Raw genomic sequence first — 23,503 nt, 5'->3', positions numbered from 1 at the left:
GGTCGAAAGAGGGCTTCCTTCGAAAGGGAGAGATTCATGACCGTTTATGCGTCCGCACGTCGGGCCCTGCTCGCCGGCGTTTTCGCCGGCGTCTTTGTGACCGGCGCCGTTGCCCAGCAATCCGATACGGCCCCCGCTGCATCCCCGCCGGCTGCGGCTGCGCCTGCAGCTCCCGCGCCGGCAGCAACGCCGGCTCCCGCTGCGACCCCCGCACCGGCAGCTCCGCAGGCCGCCGCGCCGGCACCGGCCGCAGCCCCTGCGACAGCCGCGGCGCCTGCCGCACCCGCATTGCCGCCGGGCTCGCCGCTGATCGGTCGTCCTGCTGACAATGCTGCCGCTGCAAAGCTCGCGCCTGTCGCGCCGCCGCCGATCCCGTCCGCAGCCGACAAGCTGCCCACCGCCAAGCTGAAGGTACCTGCGGGCTTCAACGTGGAGGTCTACGCCGCGGGCATGGCCAATGCGCGCTCCATGCGTGAAGGCGACAAGGGCACCGTGTTCGTCGGCTCGCGCCTTGTCGACAAGGTCTATGCGGTCACCAATCAGGACGGTAAGCGTCAGGTGAAGGTGCTGGCCTCGGGCCTCTATCGCCCCAATGGTTTGGCCTTCAAGGACGGCACGCTTTACATCGGCGAACTGTCGAAGATCTCGAAGATCGACAAGGTCGAGGATAATCTCGACAATCCGCCGAAGCCGACCATGATCTACGACAAGCTGCCGAAGGACGAGGCCCACGGCTGGAAGTTCATCGGCATCGGTCCCGACAACAAGCTCTATGTGCCGGTCGGCCAGCCCGGCAACAGCGTGCTGCACAGCCCCGAGCACGGCCAGATCCGCCGCATGAATCTCGATGGTTCGGGGGCGGAAGTCGTGGTGCGCGGCATGCGCAACACGGTCGGCTTCGACTGGAATCCCGAAACCAAGCAGATGTATTTCACCGACAATGGCCGCGACTGGATGTCGGAGACGGTGCCGGAGGATGAACTCAACCGCGTCACCAAGGTCGGCGAGGATTTCGGCGCGCCGTTCTGCCACCAGGGCAACATTCTCGATCCGGAATTCGGGTGGGGCAAATCCTGCGCCGACTACACCGCACCGGTCGGCCTGCTCGGTGCTCACACCGCAGCGCTCGGCATGCGCTTCTACAACGGCAAGATGTTCCCCGCCGCCTACAAGAATGCGATCTTCATCGCCCGTCACGGCTCCTGGAACAAGTCGCAGAAGCTCGGCGGTGACGTCGTTGTCGCCAGGCTGAACAAGGACGGCACCGTGAAATCGATCGAACCGTTCCTCACCGGCTTCATCGAGGACAACAAATATGTCGGCCGTCCCGTCGACGTGCTGCCGATGAAGGATGGTTCGCTGCTGGTCTCCGACGACTGGAACGGCGCGATCTATCGCATCAGCTACGGCAAGCCGAAAGTGGCGGGGAAGAAGTAGCCACGCGCTGTCATTCCGGGGCACGCGCACTTCGCGCGTGACCCGGAATCCCGTCATGAGAGTCGCACATCGAGATTCCGGGCTCGGCACCATCGCCGTTGGCGCTGGTCCGAGCCCGGGAATGACGAGTTCAATTCGCATTTGAAAGAGACATATCGATGCGCCCGTTCGCCATCATCGTGATGTCGTCGTTGCTTGTGGTTTCCCCGCTCTTCGCTGCCGAGCCGATCGCAGAACGCGCCGCACCCTGTCTCGCCTGCCATGGCGAGAAGGGCACGTCGGAAACGGACATCACGCCGTCGCTCGGCGCACAGCAGCCGGCCTATACGCTGATCCAGCTCTATATGTTTCGCGAAAAGTTACGGACCTTCGAGCCGATGAACGAGATGGCGAAGGATCTCACCGACGACGATCTGCGCATCTTCTCCGACTACATCGCTATGCTGCCGAAGCCGGTGGCCGTCGAGGGAGGCGATCCCGCGCGCATGCAGGCGGCGAAGGCGCTGACCTCGCAATTCCGCTGCGACAGCTGCCACAACCCCGATTTTGCCGGCCGCGACAATATCCCGCGCATCGCCGGCCAGCGCGAGGACTACCTCGCCAAGACCATGCGCGAATACAAGGACAATTCCCGCCACGGCTATGACGCCACCATGGCCGATGTGATGCAGCCGATCAGCGATGCGCAGATCACCGAACTGGCGTATTTTCTGGCACGGGTAAAATAAGGCTCAGGATTTGGCATTCGCCCCGCATGCTGCGATAACGGCTCCCGCAAATACGGGAGCACTGCATGAACGATCTCTGGCGCCTGTCGGCCGCTGAACTCGCTGCACTCATCAGGCAACGCAAGGTCTCCGCGAAAGAGGCGGCCCAATCCGGTCTCGCGCGTCTGGATGCCGCGAATCCCGCGATCAATGCCGTGGTCGATCATCGCCCCGAAGAGGTTCTCGCGCAGGCCGAGGCGGTCGATGCAGCACTCGCGCGTGGCCTCAATGTCGGTCCGCTCGCCGGTGTGCCCGTCACGGTGAAAGTGAACATCGACTACAAGGGCTATGCGACCTCGAATGGCGTCAAGATCCAGAACGAGATCATCGCCACCTCGAACAGTCCGGTGATCGACAATCTCGTCAAGGCCGGCGCCGTCATTCTCGGCCGCACCAATTGCCCGGCCTTCTCCTATCGCTGGTTCACCACCAACCAGCTTTATGGTGATACGAAAAACCCTCGCGATCCCTCGCTGACGCCCGGTGGCTCATCGGGCGGCGCCGGCAGCGCGGTGGCGGCCGGCATCGGCCATATCGCACACGGCACCGATATCGCCGGCTCGATCCGCTATCCCGCTTATGCCTGCGGCGTGCATGGCCTGCGTCCGACAGTCGGCCGCATCGCCGCCTATAATCAGGCGCTGCCGGAGCGCATTATCTCGGGCCAGATCACCGCGGTGTCCGGTCCGCTTGCGCGCACCATCGCCGATATCCGGCTCGGCCTCGAAGCCATGTCGCACCCCGATCCGCGCGATCCCTGGTATGTGCCGGTGCCGCTGATTGGCGAACCCCGCGAAAAGCGCGTCGCCATGTGTCTGCGCCCGGACGGCCTCGAGATCACCAAGGCAGTGGAAAGCGCTGTGCGCGACGCCGGCAAACGGCTGGAGCGGGCAGGGTGGATCGTCGAGGAAGTCGAGAACACCCCGGCGCTGCGCGAAGCCGCAGCATTGCAGACCACGATCTGGTTCGGCGATGGCTATCAGGGCATGCTCGATGCCGCCGAGCGCGAGGGCGATCCCGCAGCACTCGTCTGCCTGCGCGGCCAGAAGGACAAGCTCAAGGACTTCGATAACGGTGGCCTGTCGCGCGCGCTCGTCCGCCGCTCCACCTTCGTCCGTGACTGGGAGCTGTTCCTGCAGCGTTATGCCGTGGTGCTGATGCCGATGTCCGGCGAACTGCCGTTCCCGGACAATCTCGACATGGAAGGCGAGGAGGGCTTTGCCCGCGTCTGGGCGGCACAAATGCCGCAGATCGGCATTCCCTTCATGGGCCTGCCGGCGCTGTCCGTCGCGACGGGCCTTGTCGGCCGCACGCCGACCGGCGTTCAGGTCGTTGCCGGCCGTTATCGCGAGGATCTCTGCCTCGCGGCCGGCGAAGCGATCGAGGCCGGCGGCACGCCGCCAATGCCCTGCGATCCCATCACTGCATGAGGCCCTGATGAGCAGCATCTATGATTTCAAGGCCGACTCGCTGAAAGGCGACACGGTCTCGCTGAAGGATTTCGAAGGCCGTGTGCTGCTGGTGGTGAACACCGCCAGCGCCTGCGGTTTCACGCCGCAATATGAGGGGCTCGAACAGTTGCAGCGGGATTACGGCGCACGCGGTTTCACCGTGCTCGGCTTCCCCTGCAATCAGTTCGGCGGCCAGGAGCCCGGCACGGCCGAGGAGATCGCCGGCTTCTGCCAGAAGACCTACGACGTCTCGTTCCCGATGTTCGCCAAGATCGACGTCAACGGGACACTCGCCCACCCATTGTATAATTTCCTCAAATCTGAGAAGTCGGGCCTGCTGGGATCGGCGATCAAGTGGAATTTCACCAAATTTCTGGTCGACCGCTCCGGCCGGGTGGTCGATCGCTTTTCGCCGACCACCAAACCCGAAGCCCTGCGCGACAAGATCGAGGCCCTGCTATGACCGAGACCATCCCGAATCCCCCGCTCCCGGACCGTCTCTCGGTGGATCCGAACAGCCCGTTCTACAACGAGGCCGTTCTGCAGCGTGATGTGGGCATCCGCTTCAAGGGTGCCGAGAAGAGCAATGTCGAGGAATACTGCATCAGCGAGGGCTGGGTGCGCGTTCCCGCCGGCGCCGCCAAGGACCGTCATGGCAATCCCTTGCTGATCAAGCTGTCCGGCGAGGTCGAGGCCTATTACCGCGACTGATTGCAGTGCAGCACGGCTGACTAGCAAAAAGGCGACGCCCGGCTAAATTTGAAGCTTAAAATAAAGGTTGGTTCTGGTTATGCTGCCGTCATTGGGCATGACCAATGAAGGACCGGGAATGAAAGTGGCAACGCTGCGCTCGGACGCTCAGAGGCTGGAAACTGTACGCGCGCCTGCGCAGGCGATGATCGAGATCGATCACGTCTCGCAGCGCTTCGAGACGTCCGGCCGCCAGAGCCATCTCGCGCTGTCGGACATCAACCTGTCTATCGAGGACGGCGCCTTCGTCTCGATCCTCGGACCTTCCGGCTGCGGCAAGTCCACGCTGCTCTATATCGTCGGCGGCTTCGTCAAGCCGACCGAAGGCGTTGCCAAGGTGAAGGGCAAGGCGATCACCGGTCCCGGTCCTGATCGCGGTCCGGTGTTTCAGGAATTCGCACTGTTTCCGTGGAAGAACGTGCTCGGCAATGTCATGTATGGCATGCTGCAGCAGGGCGTGAAGAAGTCAGAAGCCGACGCGCGCGGGCGCAAACTGCTCGAGATGGTCGGCCTCAAGGGCTACGAGAAATTCTATCCGAAAGAACTCTCCGGCGGCATGAAGCAGCGCGTCGCCATCGCGCGCACGCTGGCTTACGATCCGTCCGTTCTGCTGATGGACGAACCGTTCGGTGCGCTTGATGCGCATACGCGCACGCGGCTGCAGAACGATCTGCTCGATATCTGGGATCGCCAGCGCAAGACGGTGCTGTTCGTCACCCATTCGGTGGAAGAGGCAGTCTATCTCTCCGACAAGGTGATCGTGATGTCGCGTTCGCCGGGCAGCATCAAGGAGATCATCGATATCGACCTGCCGCGCCCACGCAAGCGCGCGGACCTGCTGCTCGATGCGCGCTTCCAGAAATACATCGTCGATATCGAGAAGATGATCGACGACGGCCAGGAAGCGCATTGATGTCGCCGCGCCGCATCCTGAAGGCGCTGTCGCCGCTTTTGGCCTGCATCGGCTTACTCTGTGTCTGGCAGCTCGCTTCCATGCGCTTGCAGACCGAGAGCTTTCCGACCGCCATCGAGACGCTGAAGGCGGTGCCGTCGATCCTCACCGACAAGGAATCGATCCGCAACATTCTCGACTCCATGCGCCGCATGGCCATCGGTCTCACGCTCGCTGTGCTGTTCGCGATCCCGCTCGGCCTGATGATGGGCCGCATCAAGGCGGTGGCGAATTTCTTCAATCCGCTGATGATGATCATCTACCCCGTGCCGAAAGCGGCCCTGATGCCCATCATCATGCTGTGGCTCGGCGTCGGCGACGTCTCCAAGACGCTGGTGATCTTCCTCGGCGTGTCGCTGCCGATCATCTATCACTCGTTCCAGGGCGGCAAAGCCGTGGAAGAGAAGATGCTGTGGTCCGGCGCGGCCATGGGCATGTCGGCGCCGTCGCGCATGCTGCGCATCGTGCTTCCCGCAGCCTTGCCGGAAATTCTCACCGGCTGCCGCACCGGTCTCGTGCTGGCGCTGATCACCATGATCACATCCGAGATGATCGCGCGTCAGTCCGGCGCCGGCAACATCCTCTTCAATGCGCTCGACATGGCGCAATATGACACGGTGTTCGCCATGATCCTGATTGTCGGTGTCATGGGCATCATCTTCGATGCCGTGTTCGAGAAGATCCGTCTGTCGCTGGTGAAGTGGTCGCAGCCGCGCGACGACATGCCCTTGAGCTTCACGTGAGGAGCGGAGCATGAGCGAGCGTTTGAACGCCTTCTTCGTCGGTCTCATCCCCATCGCGCTGTTCCTGGCGGTGTGGCAGTCGCTGGTCTCGTTCGGCTATGCGCCGAGCAATCTGTTGCCGCCGCCCGGTGCCGTGTTCGGTCGTCTGGCGACGCAGTTCTTCACCGCTGATTTCCTGCATGATCTCGCCGCGACCCTGATCCGCCTGTTCGCGGGTTTCGGCATCGCCGTGGTGCTCGGCGTGCTGATCGGCCTTGCGGCTGCTGTGAATCCTGCGATCAATGCGGTGGTGAAGCCGGTGGTGCGCGTCCTCGCGCCGATTCCGAAAGTCGCGCTCTATCCTGCACTGCTGCTGATCCTCGGTTTCGACCACGCTTCGAAGATCACGCTGGTCACCGCCGATGCGCTGTTTCCGATCCTGCTGTCGACCTATTACGGTGCCTCCATGGTGGAGCAGAAGCTGATCTGGTCGGCACAGGCGGCCGGGACGCCGCGCTGGCAGATCCTGTTCAAGGTGGTGCTGCCGGCAGCCATGCCGTCGATCCTCACCGGCTGCCGCATCGGCCTTGTGATCTCCTGCATCGTGGTGTTCCTGGCGGAGATGATCACCTCGTCGGACGGCCTCGGCCATATGCTCGTTCAGGCCGCGCGAACCTTCCAGACCGTGGACATGTTCGTACCCCTGATCATGATCTCGCTGCTGGGCCTGATCCTGAACAGCCTGCTGCACACGCTGCGCGGATATCTGCTGCGCGGATTTCCGGAAGTTTGATTGAAACTCTGTCATGGCCGGGCTTGACCCGGCCATCCATCTTCGGCGTCTGCGGCAAAGATGGATAACCCGGGTCAAGCCCGGGTATGACAAGGGAGTGGTGTTGAAACGATCAAAGCACCGGCGGCTTCTGCAGCTGAAAATGTTTCAGCAGATCCACGAACGCCGACAGCCGACCCTCGCGATAGGCATCGACATCCAGTCCCTCATAGTTGAGGAAACCTTCGCCCGTGCGCAGGCCGATCTTGCCCTCAGCCATGTTGCGCCCGATGATCTCCGGCGCCGCATAGCGATCATTGTTCAAGGCGCCAGTCATGTACTTGCTGGCATAGTACAAAATATCGCCGCCGCCCCAGTCGATGAATTCCAGCAGGCCCAGCACGGCGAAGCGGAAGCCGAAGCCATATTTGACCGCCTTGTCGAGCTCTTCCGGCGACGCGACGCCTTCCTCGACCATACGCGCGGCTTCGTTCATCGCCAGCGCCTGGATGCGCGGCACGATGTAACCCGGCGAAGCCGAACAGACGACCGGCACCTTGCCGATGCCTTCGAGCAGTTCCTTCACCTTCGCCGTCACCGCCGGATCGGTCTTCGCGCCCGGCGAGACTTCCACCAGCGGCACGAGATAGGCCGGATTGAGCCAATGCGCATTGAGGAAGCGCTCGGGCTTCTCGATGGCGCTGGAGAGATCGTCGACGAGAATGGTCGATGTGGTCGATGCAATGATCGGCTCGGGACCGGCGAGCTGCGATGCGCGTGCGAGCGCCTCGCGCTTCTGGTCCAGCACTTCCGGCACGCCCTCGAAGATGATCGCCGAGCCGCTGAGCGCCGCGCCGGCATCGGCTTCCGGCACGACACGGACGCGCGAGACCAGCGTCTCGATATCCGCATCCTTCAGCAGGCCAAACCGCGCCATGCTGGCAAATGTCTTTCGCACCTCGCCGAGCGCCTCAAGCTCCAGCGCCGCGAACTTGTCAGCGTCGCGCGGCTTGAAGTCGACGATCGCGACCTCGTGGCCCGCATAGGCAAAGGCCACGGCGATGCCGCGGCCCATGCGGCCCGCGCCGAGGCAGGCGATCACCGGTCGCGCGCTCATGAGGCAAAACCTTCGCGCAGCAGTTTTTGCAGGGCATCGCGCGAAAGGTCGCCGAAGCCGAGCGAAGCCAGCGTGCGCCCACCTTCAAAAAAGTTCTCGCCGCAGATGGCGCCGCCGATGGCGAGGAACGCCTTCACCAGCGGCGTCTCGACGCCGGCGAGCTGCGCGCAGGACAGGAAGAACGACAGGCCGGTGCGCAGGTCCTCGCGCATATAGCGGTGCTCCAGCAGCACGATATTCTCGCGCCAGTCGCCCGAGTCGGTGAGGCGATCATGCGAGCCGCGGCCATACATCCATTCCTCGCCCTCCTTGTTGTAGTGATGAACGAGCGGGAAATGCGGACCAGTGTAACCCAGCGCCTCGCGGATCGCGATGCGCTCGCCATCGAGCTGGTCGGTCACACGGCGGATGGCAACCTGCGTACCTTCCTTGTGGATGTCCCATTTGGGGAAATGCTCGAGCGGACCGGCATTCATCACGATCAGCGGCGGGTGGATGATCGGCCCGGCATTCATCAGAGCGCCCGACAGTGCATCGCCGCAGGGCTCGATCACGCCCGGAAACGCCTGGTCGATCACCTTGCAGGCATGGTCGGACATCGAGAGCGGAAACACGCCCGTCGGCAGCCGCTTGGCGCGGATGGTGATCGCGACTTCGAACGGCCCATGTTTGCGCGCGAGCCAGGGCAGCGTGCCGGTCTCGGCGAAGGCAACCTTGGCCTTGTTGCCGGCGTCATGCGCGGCTTTCGCAAAGATCATCGCGCCAAAGGTGGCGGGCGGCAGATAGACGACCTGGCCATCCCTGAGATGCGGCGCGATCTGCCTGGCGATATCCGGCTGCGCAAAGGCGGGCGCCGGGCAGAGGATGAGTTCAGCGCCCTCAATGGCTGCAGCGATATCGGTGGTGACGAGCGAGAGCTGCGTGTCATGCGTGCCCTGTGCATTCTTCACCGTGATGCGCGAACCGGCAGCCTTGTGCGCGGCGACGGCTTCCGCATCGCGGCGCCAGAGGCGGACGTCATGGCCCTGCAACGCAAAGTCGCCTGCGGCCGCGAAAGAGCCGTTGCCACCGCCGAGTACTGCGATCTTCATTGTCGTCCCCTGAATGCTAGGAAGGCGTATTCTGCTTCAATTTGAAATGCTGCACCTTGCCGAGCGCGGTGCGCGGCAGGTCGGTGACGAAAACGATGTCGCGCGGATGTTTGAAGCGCGCAAGCTGTGTCGCCACATGGGCCTTCAGGATCTCGGCCGTGCAATCGCAGCCGGCCCGCAGCACCACATAGGCGACCGGCACTTCCTGCCATTTCGGATCGGCGACGCCGATTACGCCGACATCAGCGACATCCGGATGTTCGAGAATCACGCGCTCGATCTCGGCGGGATAGACATTCTCGCCGCCGGAAATGATCATGTTCTTCTTGCGGTCATGGACCCAGAAATAGCCGTCCGCATCGCGCGTGCCGATATCGCCGGTGCGATACCAGCCGTCATGCAGCGCATCGCGCGTGGCGGCCTCGTTGCCCCAATATTCGTAGAACACATTGGGCCCGCGCACGACGATCTCGCCGGCGGTGCCGGCTGCGACCTCATTGCCGCTGTCGTCGATGACCTTGGCCTCGCAGCACAGGCCCGGCAATCCCGTCGATCCCGTACGCGCTTCGCCACCGAGCCGCGTATAGACGGCAGTGGGGCAGGTCTCGGTGGAGCCATAGACCTGCAGCACCGGAATGCCGCGATCCGTAAAGCGCGCGATCAGATGCGGCGGCACGATGCTGGAGCCGGTGGACACGGCCTTGAGGCAGGTGAGGTCAGTGCTCGCCCAGGCGGGATGCTCACTCACCGCCTGAATGGTGGCCGGCACCAGCACGGTCAGCGTCGGCCGCTCAAGGGCGATCGTTGCCAAGGTCGAATCCGGCGTGAAGCGCGCATGGATCGTCACGGTGGCGCCGTGATGCAGCGCCGGTGTGGTCTGGATGTTGAGACCGCCCACATGGAAGAACGGCAGCACCGTGAGCACGTGATCCTCGGAGGTGAGGCCGTGCATGTGCTGGCTCATCACCCCGTTCCACAGCAGCGCGTCCTGCCGCAGCACCGCGCCTTTCGGCCGGCCCGTGGTGCCCGAGGTGTAGACGATCAGCAGCGGGCAGGAGAGGTCGGTATGCGGATTGCTGCCGTCGCCGGCGGCCTTGGCGAGCAGGGCATCAAACGTCTGTGCCGGCGCGGGCGGCGAGAAGTCGAGCGCGATCGCGCGCGTGTCCGGAAGCTGCTGCGCCAATGACGGCAGGATCGCCGCAAAGCCTTCTTCCAGCACCAGCACCTTCACCGATGCATCGGAAAGGATGAACAACTGCTCGGCCACCGCAAGCCGCCAGTTCAGCGGCACCATGATCGCGCCGAGCCTTGCGCAGGCATAGAGCAGGACGAGATAATCCGGTCGGTTGAGACTGAGGATCGCGACGCGATCGCCGCGCCCCACGCCGCATTCCGCCTTCAATGCCTTCGCCGTCGCCTCGATCCGCGCATTGAACGCGGCATAGGTCAGCGTCGTGCCCTCGAAATGAATCGCAGGCTTGTCCGGCGTGAAAGCGGCGTTGCGGGCGATGAGGCTGGAAAGGTCCAAAGCGATGATCCAGTGAGAGAGATCCTGTGTCCCGGACGCGATGCGGCATTCTTTATGCCGCTTCGCAGAGCCGGGACCGTAGCAAGCTCCGGCGTTTGATACGGCCCCGGCTCTGCGAAGCAGCGCTGCGCGCCGCGTCGCGTCCGGGGCAAAAACTCACTCGTCTTTCTCGCCCGGCTCATACAGCGCCTCGCGCCCGATCCGGTCGAGACACAGCTCCGCCGTCCAGGGCAGCATCAGTGCGCCGCAGCGGCTGTCGCGATAGATGCGTTCCAGCGGCAGCGTCTTCAGCATCGACTGGCCTCCGCAGGTGCGGATCGCGAGCGCCGCGAGTTCATTGGCGCCTTCCATCACGGTGTATTGCGCCGCATAGGCGCGCAGCACCTGTTCCTTGGTGGGATTGGCGCAGGCTTCGGTGACGGCCTGGAACCAGATGCCCTTGATCTGCTCCAGCTTCACCTGCATCTGCGCCACGGCGATCTGCTTGGTCGGGTACATGCGGCGCTTCACCGGCGGCATGCCCGGCACTTCGCCGCGCAGATATTTCACCGTGAAGTCATAGGACGCCTGGGCGAGGCCCATGTAAGTGGGCGACAGCGTCATGAACATGTGCGGCCAGCGCATCGCGGCCTGGAAATAGACGCCGCGTGGCATCAGCGCGGAATCTTCCGGCACGAACACATCCTTGAAGATCAGCGTGCGCGAGACGGTGCCGCGCATGCCGAGCGGATCCCAGTCGCCCACCACGGACACGCCTTCGGACGTCGCGTCGATGGCCAGATACAGCGTGTTGCGGCGCGAGGCCTTTTCACCCTCGGTGATTTCCGTGCAGAGCACGCCATAAAAATTCGCGGAGCCGGACAGCGACGCAAAAATCTTCTTGCCGTTGACGATCCAGCCGCCTTCGACCGGTTTCGCCTCGGTGCCGAAAGCGACACCGCCGGCGGCAGCCGCGCCGCCTTCGGAGAACGGCTGCGCATAGATCGCGCCGTCCTCGAGGATGCGCTTGTAATGCACCGCGCGGCGGCGCTCGTGATCGGCGCGGGTCTGTGCGTCCATGTCGAGATCATCGGCGAGCGGGCCGGACCACAGCGTCGAACAGACATGCATGTTCCAGGTCAGTGCCGTGGCGCCGCAATAGCGGCCGATCTCGGCGGCCGCCAGCGAATAGGTCTGGTAGTCCGCGCCATGTCCGCCATTGGCCTTCGGCACCGAAATGCCGAGCAGGCCGGCCTTGTGCATGTCCCGATAGTTCTCCATCGGGAAGATCGCCTCGCGATCCCACTTCGCCGCGCGCGGCGCGAAATTCGCTTGCGCCAGTTCGCGTGCCTTGGTGATCAGCGCGGCCTGTTCATCGTTGAGACGAAAGGCCTTCGGATCGAACATCGGCTTGTCGAGCACGATGCCGTCGAGACTGCTGGCGGGCGCGTTCATGAGGATGATCCCGAGAGGTTGTGATAGGTCTTGAGGAAGTCGGCGAGCACGTCGTTGAATTCCTGCGGCCGCTCGAAACTGGCGAGATGGCCGACGCCTTCGAGCTCCACATAGGTCGCGCCCGGCACCATGGTCGCCATCTTCGCCATGGTCTTGGCGGGGGCATTGTTGTCCTTGGAGCCCGACAGCAGCATCGTCGGCACCTTGATGTCCGCGATCTCGCTGCGGAGATTGAAGCCGATCATCGACTTCATCGAGGCGCGATAGGTGTCCGGCTTCACCGCGGCCATGCAGTCGCGGGCGAGGTCGAGGCCCTTTGGATCGGGATCGTCGCCGATCAGGCCGGCGACGAGTTTTGGCGCCATGCTCACCATGGTCTCGCCGCGATCCAGCGGTCCGAGCCGGGCATCGATGAAGTTCTTCTGCCACTCGCCGTCGGAACTGCCGAATACAGAAGTGGTCTGTGCGAGGACAGCAGCGCCAGCGAGATCGGGATAGTCATGCAGGAAGCGCTGCACGATCATGCCGCCGATGGAGTGTCCGACCAGCACGGGCTTCCTGGCGCCCACCTCTGCGAGAAAATCCTTCAGCGCCGCTGCAAAATTCGGAATGCTGGGCTCATCGAGCTGCTTTGATCCGCCATAGCCGGGCGCATCCCAGCCGATGGTAAAATAGCGATCGCCAAACGTGTCGATCTGGTTGCGCCAGCCGCGGCCGGCGCCGCCGATTCCATGCAGAAACACCAGCGGCGTCATCGACGCATCGCCTTTGGCTTCATAGCCGAAGCGGCCGTCCTTGGTTGTCAGGGCTTGAGAGTTCGGCACGTTGAGGCCTCCTGTACGATCGGACGCGATAATCCTAGCACGACCGAGATATATGAAAAGCGATAGTTTTAGACTTAAAGTGTCTCGCGCTGCCTAGCACGCGTGCAATGCAGCACCAATTTTCAGCGGTTTGATGTCATAGCGGATTCTGCAGTGCGGCAAGCCTCGCAAACATCGCGCACGCTCTTGCCGGAAATTTCTTTAGGTTTAAAACAATCGCCGGATCGCGCGAGACAGGGAGCCCGCTATGCCCGACACGACATTTCTCACTTGGCCGTTTTTCGAGGACCATCATCGCAAGCTGGCGACCGATCTCTCCCGCTGGGCAGCCGACAATGTCGCGGGTCTGGTCGATCATCACGACACCGATGGCTCCTGCCGCAAGCTGGTGAAGGCATTGGGCGAGGCCGGCTGGCTGCGTGCGGCCGTGCCGGCCGCCTATGGCGGCCTGTACGAGAATTTCGACGTGCGCGCGCTGTGCCTGATCCGCGAGACGCTCGCCTATCAGAACGGCCTCGCCGATTTCGCCTTCGCCATGCAGGGCCTCGGCACAGGCCCGATCACGCTCTATGGCTCCGACGAGATCAAGGCGCGCTATCTGCCGCGCGTCGCCAAGGGCGAGGCGATCGCCGCCTTCGCATTGTCGGAGCCCGATGCCGGTTCGGACGTCGCCGCCATGAGCACGACGGCGGTGCCGGATGGTCCCGACCATGTGCGGATCAACGGCCTGAAGACCTGGATCTCCAATGGCGGCATTGCGGATCAATACGTCGTCTTCGTCCGCACCGGCGAGGCGGGCGCCCGTGGCATCAGCGCTTTCGTCATCGATGCCGACACGCCCGGTTTCACCATCGACGGCCGCATCGACGTCATCGCGCCGCATCCGCTGGCCACGCTGAAATTCGAGGATTGCCGCGTGCCGGTGAAGAACCGCATCGGCAAGGACGGCGAGGGTTTTAAAGTCGCCATGGCGACGCTCGATGTGTTCCGCTCGACCGTCGGTGCCGCCGCGCTCGGCCTCGGCCGCCGCGCGCTCGACGAGGGCCTGCACCGTTCTGTCACACGAAAAATGTTCGGTCATACGCTGGGCGATCTGCAGCTCACCCAGGCCGGTCTCGCCGAAATGGCAACGTCCATCGATGCCTCGGCGCTGCTGGTCTATCGCTCGGCCTGGACCAAGGATCAGGGGGTGCCGCGCGTGACGCGCGAAGCGGCGATGGCCAAGATGTATGCGACCGAAGCCGCGCAGGGCGTGATCGATCGCGCCGTGCAGATTTTTGGCGGTCTCGGCGTGCAGTCGGGCGTCAAGGTCGAGGAACTCTATCGCGAAATCCGCGCGTTGCGCATCTACGAGGGCGCGACGGAAGTGCAGAAGGTCGTGATCGGGCGCGATCTGATCAAGTCGGCGCAGGCGGGAATCTGACAACACTCCAACTGTCATCCCCGCGAAAGCGGGGATCCAGTAAACACTGTCAGCGGTGCGACACACGACCGCCGACGTATACTGGATTACCCGCTTTCGCGGGTGATGACAGACAGTGAATTAGGCGACCGCTGCTTCCTCTTTATCGACGAGCGCGAGTTTCGGCTGAGCCCGGTACCCCGGCGCCGATGCCAGGAACCTTGCATAGGCATCCGCATCCGGCGGCGAGAACTTCTCTGCCAGTGCCCCGCGTCGCGTCACCGTCGCGCCCATTTCGTCGAGCAGTTCGTCGAAATGCTTGAAGTGGTAGGGCGCCACGCAGAGCCCGCCATAGACGCCGGCCGCGGGACGTTCGGTCCGCTTGAAGCGCAACATCATGTCCATATTGGCGTGCATCTCATCGGCCGTCGGCTGCTTTGCCAGTTTGCCATCGGCATAACGCACCAGCCAGTTCGCCGCCATTTCCGCGGTCAGCACCGAACAGAAGCTCGAATTGAAGCCGACAAATCCCATTTCCGGCAGGTCCGGATTGGCGATCACGCGATACAGCCGATACTGCCCGTCCGGCTGGATCAGCCTGTCGCGATAGGCCTGCGGCAGGAACGGCACGTCGAGCTTGAAGCCGATGGCGAGGATCGCGACATCGGCATCGACGCGCTGGCCGCCGGCCATGACGATGGTCCTGCCGTCATAGTGATCGAAGGTGCCGCGGATCGCGGTGATGCGGCCATCGGCGACCATGGGAAAGAAGCCGGGCGTCGCGATGGGCACCGAGCAATTCACGCCATCCTCGAAACGCGTGTCCGGCACCATGTCGCATTTGTTCAGCTTGAGCTGGATCTTGAGCAGGCTTTCCAGCCCGCGCCAGTGCGCCCAGACGAACGGCTTTGCGATCGCATGCTTGATGCGTGACAGCGCGCTCTGGCCCCAGCCGGGAAACATCTCTTCCTGGGCGCGGATGTAGAGGATGCGCTTGAAGTTGATGAGCCCGCCGACGAAATAGGGAATGCGCCATACCGGCTCGCGATAGACGAAAGTGACGGCGCTCGCGCCGGCCTTCACCGAATGCACGGCGATGTCGGTGGCCGATTTGGAGCCACCGAGCACCACGACCTTCTTTCCCTTCACGCGTGACGGATCGGTGTGCTCCGCGGAATGCAGGATCACGCCGCCAGCGGCCTTGAATCCGTCCTCGCCATAGTGATGCAGCTCCTTGCGCTCGTTGAACTGGCCGGTGCAGACGGCGACGAAATCGTAATCCGTCTCGCGCGTGATGCCTGTGCTGTCGCTGGTCGCCAGCGTCCAGCCGGGAAGGCCGTCATCGCGCCGGGCCATCCCCGTCACGGTCGTGTTGAACTGCATCAGCGGCAGCAGATCGTGGCTGCGCGCATAGTCGGTGAGATAGGCGTGGACCTGCGGCCCCTTGGGCCATTCGGGATAGCTTGCCGGCATCGGCCTGTCGGTGAAGCGATAGAGCTCCTTCGGGCTCTGCGTCTGCACCTCCGGATAGGAGCGGGCCGGCTCCCACACGCCGCCGAGATCGCCGCTACGCTCAAGAATGGTGACGCGATGGCCGTGGCTTGCAAAGGCCTTGGCAGCTGCCAGCCCGGCAATGCCGGCACCGATGACGCAGACGTTCTTTTGCATGACCATGGCATGTCTCCTGTCTGTCTCGCATGAATTCGGGACGCAGCTCTCCATGCGCGCAGGCGAGGGCCTGCGCGTCGGGTTGGCGGCGATGTAGTTTCCTTGTTAGTCGTTCGCTTCCGGCGGCAGGAAATCGACTTCGTGCTCGGCGGAAATCCGCACGATCTCGGCAACGTCGCTCAGATTATCGAGCTTCTTGAACAGCGCCTCGAGCTTCGCTGCCGGCGACACCCAGAACAGCGCCCGTGCAGGCTTGTCCGATTTGTTGAAATAGCCATGGGGAATTCCGCGCGGCAACCGAACGAGGTCGCCGGCATGGGCGCGGACCCATTTGCCATCCAGCTTGAGATCGAGCGTGCCTTCCTGCACCAGGATGAATTCTTCCTGGGTCGGATGGATGTGCACGGGGACGAACTGGCCCGGCTCGCTATTGGTCTCGAAGGCGAAAGTGGAGTCGGTCACGGCCTTCGGAAAATAGACCTGGCCGAGGATGTTCCAGGTCGTGCCGCCATATCCCGTGCCGTTTTCGGTGATGCCCTTTTCGAGTGCCGCCATGGTCCGATCCTCTGTTGATTGCCGGCTGCGATGCTGCGCCGGCCGCGTGGTCTGCGCTAGCCGTTGAACGAATTCGCTGTCCGGTTGACGAAATTATTGATGAGAGCGGGCAAGTGCGCTGCGATGCACATGCGTATTCGTTGTGCAGAGCGGCAAAATTTCCGGCGCTGGGCCCGCTTGTTTGGCCGCCGCCGCGTTGACTAGTATCAATCCGACAAAGCGGGCAATCGAGCCATGGCGATGGGTGGAACGATCTCAGTGAGCGACGGCGCGGCGCCTCCCAGGCTGGCCGCCTTCGCCCGCGTCTGCACCACGGATATCGATGAAGCCGCCGATGAGATCGGCCGCATCTTCTGCCCGCATGGGCTGTCGCCGACCGGGCGCAGCGATCCGCGCTTTCACGCGCATCACAACAGCGCCGACTTCGGCGGCTTCTCCATCAACTATGTCTCCTATGGCGGTTCGGTGACCATCGATCCCGGCTGCCTCGATCGCTTCTTTCTGCTGCAGGTACCGCTGCGTGGCCATGCCCATGTGAGCACCGGCGGTCGCCAGGTGGAGGCGAGTGCCGAGCGAACGGCCTCGCTGCTGTCGCCGACGATGCCGACACGCATGCAGTGGCAGGACGACTGTGCCAAGCTGATCCTGCTGATGGACCGCCGCATGGTGGAGCAGCGCGCCGCGGCCTTGTCGGAACGCGCCGACGGCGTCATCGAGTTCGATCCCGAGATCGACCTGACGACGCCGTTCGGCCGCGCCTTGCGTGCGCAGCTCGATTATCTCGTCGATCTCGCCGAACATGCCGGGCCGGAGCAGTCCTTCTCCGCCGCGCTCACGGCGATGTTGCGCGAAGCGGCCCTGAGCTTGTTGCTGACCGGGCAGCGCCATTCGTTCACCGACGCCATCGCGCAGATTGATCGCGGCCCTGCACCATTGCCCGGCGTGCTGCGCAAGGCCCGGCATTACCTTGAAGCCCATGCTGCCGAACCGCTCGATCTGGAGCGCATGGCGCGTGCCGCCGGCATCGGCATCCGCTCGCTGCAGCTCGGTTTCCAGCGGCATTTCGGCACCTCCATCTCGCAGATGCTGCAGGATATCCGCCTGACGCACCTGCATGCGCGCCTCCGCACCGCGCAGCCCTGCGAACGGGTGATCGACATCGCCTTCGATCTCGGTTTCACCCATCCGAGCCGCATGGCCAGCGCCTATCGCGCGCGGTTCGGCGAGAGCCCGTCGGATACGTTGCGGCGCGGTGGGTGAGGGGGGCGTCGCATCTCACTGTCGTCGCCCGGCTCGACCGGGCGATCCAGTAAACTCCGTCAGGTCGGTGTGTACTGGGTCACCCGGTCAAGCCGGGTGACGACAACATGAGCATGCCCCTTTCTTGCAAAAGCTTGAAGTTTAAAATATATCCGGCTGGCGCATCCAAGCTGGAAGGTTTGCCATGTCCGGATTGTCCCGTTCCTCCCACGCTCTGGTCACCGGCGGCGGCCGCGGCATCGGCCGCGCGATTGCCGCGGTGCTGGCAAAAGCCGGCGCGACCGTCACCATCATGGGACGCAACCGCGCGGTGCTGGACGACGTGGTTGCAGCAGGCGATGCCCATTATGCTGTTGCTGCCGATGTCTCCGATCAGGCTGCCATGCAGGCGGCGATCACGGAGGCCGCCGGGCGCCAGCCCATCGATATCCTCGTCGCGAATGCAGGCGCTGCCGAATCCGCGCCGTTCCTGAAATCCGATGCGGCGCTGTTCCAGCGCATGATGGATGTGAACTTCATGGGCGTCGTGCATGCGACGCATGCGGTGCTGCCCGATATGGTCGCGCGCAAGAGCGGCCGCATCATCGCCGTTGCGTCCACGGCAGGCCTCAAGGGCTATGGCTATGTCAGCGCCTATGTCGCCGCGAAACACGCGGTCGTCGGCCTCGTGCGCGCGCTGGCACTGGAAGTCGCGACCAAGAATGTCACCGTCAATGCCGTGTGCCCCGGTTTCACCGAAACCGATCTGCTCGAAGGCTCGATCGACAACATCATGAGCAAGACCGGCCGCACCCGCGAGCAGGCCATTGCCGAACTCGCCAAACACAATCCGCAAGGCCGGCTGGTGAAGCCTGAGGAAGTCGCCGACGCGGTGCTGTGGCTGTGTGGCACAGGCGCGGGTTCCATCACCGGACAGAGCATCGCCGTCGCCGGGGGCGAGGTGTAAGCTCACCCACAAAGACGAAGACGCATTCAGGGAGACGACATGACCGCACTCGTGAAGAACAAGATCGCCAATCCCGTCACGCTGCCGCTGGCGGAGTACAAGCCCGAGCACTTTTTGCTCAAGGTGGACGGCAATATCGCGACGGTGACGCTCAATCGCCCCGAGCGGAAGAACCCGCTCACGTTCCAGAGCTATCGCGAGCTCACCGATTTCTTCCGTGCCTGCGCGATCGATGACCAGGTCACCACCATCGTGGTCACCGGCGCCGGCGGCAATTTCTCGTCCGGCGGCGACGTGTTCGAGATCATCGGTCCGCTGATCGAGATGAGCACGAAAGATCTCACCGCCTTCACCCGCATGACCGGCGATCTCGTCAAGGCCATGCGCGCCTGCCCGCAGCCGATCATCGCTGCCGTCGAAGGCATCTGCGCCGGCGCCGGCGCGATCATGGCGATGGCGTCGGACATGCGCCTCGCTGCCACCGGCGCCAAAGTCGGCTTCCTGTTCAACAAGGTCGGGCTTGCGGGCTGCGACATGGGTGCCTGCGCGATCCTGCCGCGCATCATCGGCCAGGCCCGCGCCTCGGAGCTGCTCTATACCGGTCGCTTCATGAGCGCAGAGGAGGGCGAGCGCTGGGGCTTCTTCAGCCGCATCGTGGCACCCGAGGAAGTGCTGATCCAGGCGCAGGCATTGGCCAAGTCGATCTCCGAAGGCCCGACCTATGCCAACACCATGACCAAGCGCATGCTGTCGATGGAATGGGCGATGTCCATCGAGGAAGCCATCGAGGCCGAAGCCGTGGCGCAGGCGCTGTGCATGACCACCGAGGATTTTGCGCGCGCCTATCATGCGTTCGCGAACAAGCAGAAGCCGAAGTTCGAGGGCAACTAGCCTCCGCTCTCGCCGTCGTCATCCCCGGGCTTGAGCCGGGGATCCATCTTAAGGCGACGGAGAAGAGGAAGATGGGTGGCCGGGTCAAGCCCGGCCATGACGGAGTTTCAATTGAGGCGGCCGTCGCTGACCTTTTGATGTGCATCAAAGCCATCCGATTGCCATTTGATCAGGCTTGCCAGAAATTGCTTTAGGTTTAAAATATCTCGCAACAGGCACGACTGCGGAGGCGGACATGAAGATCGCGATTATCGGTGGCGGGCCGGCGGGCCTCTATTCTGCGATCCTGCTCAAGAAGCAGCGGCCCCAGGCCGAGATCACGGTCTATGAGCGCAATCGCCGTGACGACACCTTCGGCTTCGGCGTCGTGTTCTCCGATGCGACCCTCGACAATTTCGAAAAATACGATCAGCCGAGCTATCAGCGCATCACCCAGGAATTCGCCTACTGGGACGACATCGCGGTGCATTTCCGCGGCACCGTGCATCGCGTTGGCGGCAACGGTTTTTGCGGCTGCTCGCGCCGCACGCTGCTGCTGATCCTGCAGGAGCGCGCCCGCGAACTCGGCGTGCATCTGTTGTTCGAGGTCGACATTACCGACGAAGCGCGCTTCGCCGATGCCGACCTGATCATTCTGGCAGACGGCATCAACAGCCATTTCCGCAACAAGTATATCGAACACTTCTCGCCCGAAGTGGACCTGCGTTCCAACAAGTTCACCTGGATGGGCTCCACAAAGCCGCTGGATGCCTTCACATTCCTGTTCCAGGAAACCGAATGGGGCCCGTTCATCGCGCATGCGTATCAATATGAAGCGGGCCGCTCGACCTGGATCTTCGAGACCGATCCGGAGACCTTCAAGCGCGCCGGCCTCGAAGGCCTCGGCGAGCAGGACTCCGCCGATCGCATGCATGAGATCTTCAAGGATTTTCTCGGCGACCACAAGCTGCTGATCAACCGCTCGATGTGGCGCAATTTTCCGATGATCCGCAACAAGCGCTGGGTCAAGGACAACATGGTCCTGCTCGGCGACGCCAAGGCGACGGCGCATTTCTCCATCGGCTCCGGCACCAAGCTGGCGATGGAAGATGCCATTGCGCTCTATGAGTCCATGGCCAAGGCGCCGACGGTCGAGGCCGCGCTGCATGACTACGAGCACGGCCGCCGCGAAGAGACCGAGAAGATCCAGCACTCCGCCGACGTCTCGCTGGTCTGGTTCGAGCACGTCGATCGCTTCTGGGATTTCGACCCCGTGCAATTCGCCTTCGGTGTGATGACGCGTTCGAAAGCCATCACTTATGACAACCTCATTTTGCGCGCCCCCGGCTTCGTCAAACTCGCGGATCAGGTCTTTGCAAAACAGGTGAAGGCGCAGGGGTTTGACATCGACGTCGAGAAGCCCGAAGTGCCGATGTTCCAGCCGTTCAAGCTGCGCGACATGGTGCTCGCCAACCGCGCCGTCGTCTCGCCGATGTGCATGTATTCGGCGGAAGAGGGCATGCCCACCGATTTCCATCTCGTGCATTACGGCGCGCGTGCCATGGGCGGGGCCGGCCTCGTCTTCACCGAGATGGTCTGCGTCGGCAAGGATGCCCGCATCACGCCCGGCTGCGCCGGCATCTGGACCGACGCGCAGGAAGCGCAGTGGAAGCGCATTGTCGATTTCGTGCATGGCCATTCGGCGGCAAAGATCTGCCTGCAGCTTGGCCATGCCGGCCGCAAAGGCGCCAGCAAGCTGATGTGGGAGGGCATGGATCGCCCGCTCTCGGAGGGCGCGTGGGACATCGTCTCCGCATCGCCGCTGCCGTATTTCCCGGACAGCCAGGTGCCGACCGAACTCGACCGCGCCGGCATGGATCGCATCAAGCAGGAATTCGTCGACGCGACGATCCGCGGCGACCGCGCCGGCTTCGACATGCTGGAGATGCACACTGCCCACGGCTATCTGCTCGCCAGCTTCCTGTCGCCGCTCACCAACAGCCGCACCGATGAATATGGCGGCGCGCTGGAGAACCGCTTGCGCTTCCCGCTGGAGGTCTTCCACGCCATGCGTGCGGCCTGGCCGAAGCACAAGCCGATGTCGGTGCGCATCTCGGCCACCGACTGGGCCGAAGGCGGCAACACCGGCGATGACGCTGTGGCCATCGCGCGCGCCTTTGCGGAAGCCGGCGTCGATCTCGCCGATATCTCCACCGGCCAGACGGTGAAGGAGTCGCGCCCGATCTATGGCCGCATGTTCCAGACGCCATATTCCGATCAGGTCCGCAACGAGGCCCATGTGGCTACCATGTGCGTCGGCAACATCACCACGGCGGATCAGGTCAATACGATCCTGGCCGCCGGCCGCGCCGATCTGGTCGCGCTCGGCCGTCCGCATCTCACCGATCCGTCCTTCACCATCAAGGCTGCGGCCTGGTACGGCGCGAAGGACGCCTATGCGCCGCCGCAATATATGCCGGGCAAGGACCAGATCTTCCGCAACAGCGTGCGCGACAAGCAGGATTTCGACGACCTGAAAATTAAGGCTAAGCCGAAAACCCGCGCGGAAATGCGCGCCGAAGCGGCTAAGTCGCTTGCCGCCGAATAGATGGGCATGCGACGTTAACGGTTAAAATCAGGGCGTTGCGTCAAGCGGAGTAGAGCGGATGAAAGCGATCATCGTTGGTGGCGGCATTGGCGGTTTGACCACGGCATTGATGCTGCGGGCCCGCGGCATCGATTGCGAGCTGTATGAGCAGGCGGACTCGATCCGCGAGCTCGGCGTCGGCATCAACACGCTGACCCACGCGATCCGCGAACTCACCGGTCTCGGCCTGCTCGACAGGCTTGATGCCATCGCCATCCGCACCGACGAGCTGCATTATCTCAACCGCCACGGCCAGGAAGTCTGGCGCGAGAAGCGCGGCTATGGCGCCGGCTTCGACGTGCCGCAATTCTCCATCCATCGTGGCCGCCTGCAGAGCGTGATCCACAAGGCAGTGGAAGAGCGTCTCGGCACCGAAGCCATCAACACTGGCTGCAAGCTCGGCTCCTTCACCCAGGACGAAGGCGGCGTCACCGCGTATTTCTTCGACCGCAACAACAACCATGTGAAGACCGCGCGCGGCGACATCCTGATCGGCGCTGACGGCATCCATTCAAAAGTGCGCAACACGCTGTTTCCGAACGAAGGCGGGCCGATCTGGAACGGCCTGATGCTGTGGCGCGGTGCGCGCGACTGGCCCTCCTTCCTCACCGGCAATTCGATGATCGTCGCCGGCGGGCTGCATGCCAAGGTCGTGGTTTATCCGATCGCCGAGGGCGAGTCGGCGAGCAGCCGCCTGACCAATTGGGCCGTGCTCGTGAAGACCGGCGAGGGCGGCTCACTGCCGCCGCGCCGTGAAGACTGGTCGCGCCCGGGCAAGCGCGAAGAGCTGATGCCGCATGTGGCGCGCTTCAAGGTGCCGCATATCGACGTGCCCGCGCTGATCACGGCGACGCCGGAATTCTGGGAATATCCGTGCTGCGATCGCGACCCGCTGCCTTACTGGTCGAGCGGCCGCGTCACGCTGCTCGGCGATGCCGCGCATCCGATGTATCCGGTCGGCTCCAACGGCGCTTCGCAGGCGATCCTCGATGCCCGCGCGCTGGCAGATTCGCTGGCCCATGCCGAGCATCCGCGTCAGGCGCTGATGGCCTATGAGCGCAAGCGCCTGCCGATGACGGCCGAGATCGTGCGCGCCAATCGTCGCGGCGGTCCGGAAGGCGTCATCGATGCCGTGGAGCAGATCGCACCGGACGGGTTCGACAATGTCGACAACGTGCTGAGCTACGCCCAGCGCGAGGCGATCGTGAAGGGTTATGCGCATAAGGCCGGGTTCGGTACGCAGCCCGGATTGCAGGTGGTGAACGGGTGATCCTTTATCCCTCCCCCAAGCAGCGTAGCTGCGCAGTGGG

At 63.4% G+C, this 23,503-nt stretch carries 21 protein-coding genes; 14 read left to right on the top strand and 7 right to left on the bottom strand.

The genetic code is table 11. The features are described from left to right. Window positions 1-36 precede the first annotated feature (36 nt). The 8 genes from ACIQ17_RS16475 to ACIQ17_RS16440 all read left to right on the top strand — a co-directional run bounded on the left by ACIQ17_RS16475 (window position 37) and on the right by ACIQ17_RS16440 (window position 6,872). A complete protein-coding gene (locus ACIQ17_RS16475) occupies window positions 37-1,437 on the top strand; it encodes a PQQ-dependent sugar dehydrogenase (protein WP_398470138.1) in 1,401 nt (466 codons plus the stop codon). Between the two features lie 158 nt (window positions 1,438-1,595). Continuing rightward, the gene (locus tag ACIQ17_RS16470) at window positions 1,596-2,165 is read left to right on the top strand and encodes a c-type cytochrome (RefSeq protein WP_398470137.1); all 570 of its coding nucleotides are present in this window, start codon (window positions 1,596-1,598) and stop codon (window positions 2,163-2,165) included. A 65-nt stretch (window positions 2,166-2,230) separates the two neighbouring features. Beyond that, a complete protein-coding gene (locus tag ACIQ17_RS16465) occupies window positions 2,231-3,634 on the top strand; it encodes an amidase family protein (protein WP_398470136.1) in 1,404 nt (467 codons plus the stop codon). A 7-nt stretch (window positions 3,635-3,641) separates the two neighbouring features. Continuing rightward, window positions 3,642-4,118, top strand: coding sequence for a glutathione peroxidase (locus tag ACIQ17_RS16460; RefSeq protein WP_398470135.1), 477 nt, complete (start codon window positions 3,642-3,644; stop codon window positions 4,116-4,118). Further along, window positions 4,115-4,366 (top strand): DUF3297 family protein, encoded by a 252-nt coding sequence (locus ACIQ17_RS16455; protein ID WP_398470134.1) that lies wholly within the window; start codon window positions 4,115-4,117, stop codon window positions 4,364-4,366. Before ACIQ17_RS16460 ends, ACIQ17_RS16455 begins: the two co-directional genes overlap by 4 nt. 118 nt (window positions 4,367-4,484) lie before the next feature. Next, the gene (locus ACIQ17_RS16450) at window positions 4,485-5,318 is read left to right on the top strand and encodes an ABC transporter ATP-binding protein (protein ID WP_398470133.1); all 834 of its coding nucleotides are present in this window, start codon (window positions 4,485-4,487) and stop codon (window positions 5,316-5,318) included. Further along, the gene (locus tag ACIQ17_RS16445) at window positions 5,318-6,100 is read left to right on the top strand and encodes an ABC transporter permease (protein ID WP_398470132.1); all 783 of its coding nucleotides are present in this window, start codon (window positions 5,318-5,320) and stop codon (window positions 6,098-6,100) included. Before ACIQ17_RS16450 ends, ACIQ17_RS16445 begins: the two co-directional genes overlap by 1 nt. A 10-nt stretch (window positions 6,101-6,110) precedes the next feature. Next, window positions 6,111-6,872: an ABC transporter permease gene (locus tag ACIQ17_RS16440; RefSeq protein WP_398470131.1), complete on the top strand. Its 762-nt coding sequence runs from the start codon at window positions 6,111-6,113 to the stop codon at window positions 6,870-6,872. A gap of 112 nt (window positions 6,873-6,984) precedes the next feature. Here the strand turns inward: ACIQ17_RS16440 and ACIQ17_RS16435 are convergent, their stop codons facing one another. The 5 genes from ACIQ17_RS16435 to ACIQ17_RS16415 all read right to left on the bottom strand — a co-directional run bounded on the left by ACIQ17_RS16435 (window position 6,985) and on the right by ACIQ17_RS16415 (window position 12,845). Then, window positions 6,985-7,968 carry a 3-hydroxybutyryl-CoA dehydrogenase gene (locus ACIQ17_RS16435; RefSeq protein ID WP_398470130.1) on the bottom strand — a complete coding sequence of 328 codons (984 nt, stop codon included), beginning with the start codon at window positions 7,966-7,968 and terminating at the stop codon, window positions 6,985-6,987. Then, window positions 7,965-9,059 (bottom strand): NAD/NADP octopine/nopaline dehydrogenase family protein, encoded by a 1,095-nt coding sequence (locus tag ACIQ17_RS16430; RefSeq protein ID WP_398470129.1) that lies wholly within the window; start codon window positions 9,057-9,059, stop codon window positions 7,965-7,967. Before ACIQ17_RS16430 ends, ACIQ17_RS16435 begins: the two co-directional genes overlap by 4 nt. Window positions 9,060-9,075: 16 nt before the next feature. After that, window positions 9,076-10,587 (bottom strand): class I adenylate-forming enzyme family protein, encoded by a 1,512-nt coding sequence (locus tag ACIQ17_RS16425; RefSeq protein WP_398470128.1) that lies wholly within the window; start codon window positions 10,585-10,587, stop codon window positions 9,076-9,078. A 156-nt stretch (window positions 10,588-10,743) separates the two neighbouring features. Then, window positions 10,744-12,021: an acyl-CoA dehydrogenase family protein gene (locus tag ACIQ17_RS16420; RefSeq protein ID WP_398470127.1), complete on the bottom strand. Its 1,278-nt coding sequence runs from the start codon at window positions 12,019-12,021 to the stop codon at window positions 10,744-10,746. Further along, the gene (locus ACIQ17_RS16415) at window positions 12,018-12,845 is read right to left on the bottom strand and encodes an alpha/beta fold hydrolase (RefSeq protein ID WP_398470126.1); all 828 of its coding nucleotides are present in this window, start codon (window positions 12,843-12,845) and stop codon (window positions 12,018-12,020) included. Before ACIQ17_RS16415 ends, ACIQ17_RS16420 begins: the two co-directional genes overlap by 4 nt. A gap of 247 nt (window positions 12,846-13,092) precedes the next feature. On the opposite strand from ACIQ17_RS16415, the gene ACIQ17_RS16410 reads away from it, so the two are divergent. Further along, window positions 13,093-14,268, top strand: coding sequence for an acyl-CoA dehydrogenase family protein (locus ACIQ17_RS16410; RefSeq protein WP_398470125.1), 1,176 nt, complete (start codon window positions 13,093-13,095; stop codon window positions 14,266-14,268). A gap of 120 nt (window positions 14,269-14,388) precedes the next feature. Here ACIQ17_RS16410 and ACIQ17_RS16405 read toward each other — a convergent pair whose 3' ends face one another. Then, window positions 14,389-15,921, bottom strand: coding sequence for a flavin-containing monooxygenase (locus tag ACIQ17_RS16405; protein ID WP_398470124.1), 1,533 nt, complete (start codon window positions 15,919-15,921; stop codon window positions 14,389-14,391). 99 nt (window positions 15,922-16,020) lie between these two features. Next, a complete protein-coding gene (locus ACIQ17_RS16400; protein WP_398470123.1) occupies window positions 16,021-16,470 on the bottom strand; it encodes a cupin domain-containing protein in 450 nt (149 codons plus the stop codon). 234 nt (window positions 16,471-16,704) lie between these two features. On the opposite strand from ACIQ17_RS16400, the gene ACIQ17_RS16395 reads away from it, so the two are divergent. From ACIQ17_RS16395 to ACIQ17_RS16375, 5 genes are all read left to right on the top strand, one after another. Then, the gene (locus ACIQ17_RS16395; protein WP_398470122.1) at window positions 16,705-17,730 is read left to right on the top strand and encodes an AraC family transcriptional regulator; all 1,026 of its coding nucleotides are present in this window, start codon (window positions 16,705-16,707) and stop codon (window positions 17,728-17,730) included. 184 nt (window positions 17,731-17,914) lie between these two features. Then, entirely contained in the window at window positions 17,915-18,676 is a 762-nt protein-coding gene (locus ACIQ17_RS16390) for an SDR family NAD(P)-dependent oxidoreductase (RefSeq protein WP_398470121.1), read from the top strand. Between the two features lie 39 nt (window positions 18,677-18,715). Then, window positions 18,716-19,567, top strand: coding sequence for an enoyl-CoA hydratase family protein (locus ACIQ17_RS16385; protein ID WP_398470120.1), 852 nt, complete (start codon window positions 18,716-18,718; stop codon window positions 19,565-19,567). A gap of 235 nt (window positions 19,568-19,802) precedes the next feature. Continuing rightward, window positions 19,803-22,154 carry a bifunctional salicylyl-CoA 5-hydroxylase/oxidoreductase gene (locus ACIQ17_RS16380; RefSeq protein ID WP_398470119.1) on the top strand — a complete coding sequence of 784 codons (2,352 nt, stop codon included), beginning with the start codon at window positions 19,803-19,805 and terminating at the stop codon, window positions 22,152-22,154. Between the two features lie 58 nt (window positions 22,155-22,212). Continuing rightward, window positions 22,213-23,463, top strand: coding sequence for a flavin-dependent oxidoreductase (locus tag ACIQ17_RS16375; protein ID WP_398470118.1), 1,251 nt, complete (start codon window positions 22,213-22,215; stop codon window positions 23,461-23,463). The last annotated feature ends 40 nt before the right edge of the window (window positions 23,464-23,503 follow it).

Origin of the sequence: Tardiphaga sp. (genome assembly GCF_044340795.1) — a bacterium.
Lineage (GTDB): Bacteria > Pseudomonadota > Alphaproteobacteria > Rhizobiales > Xanthobacteraceae > Tardiphaga.
This window is presented reverse-complemented; position numbering and strand designations above follow the sequence as displayed.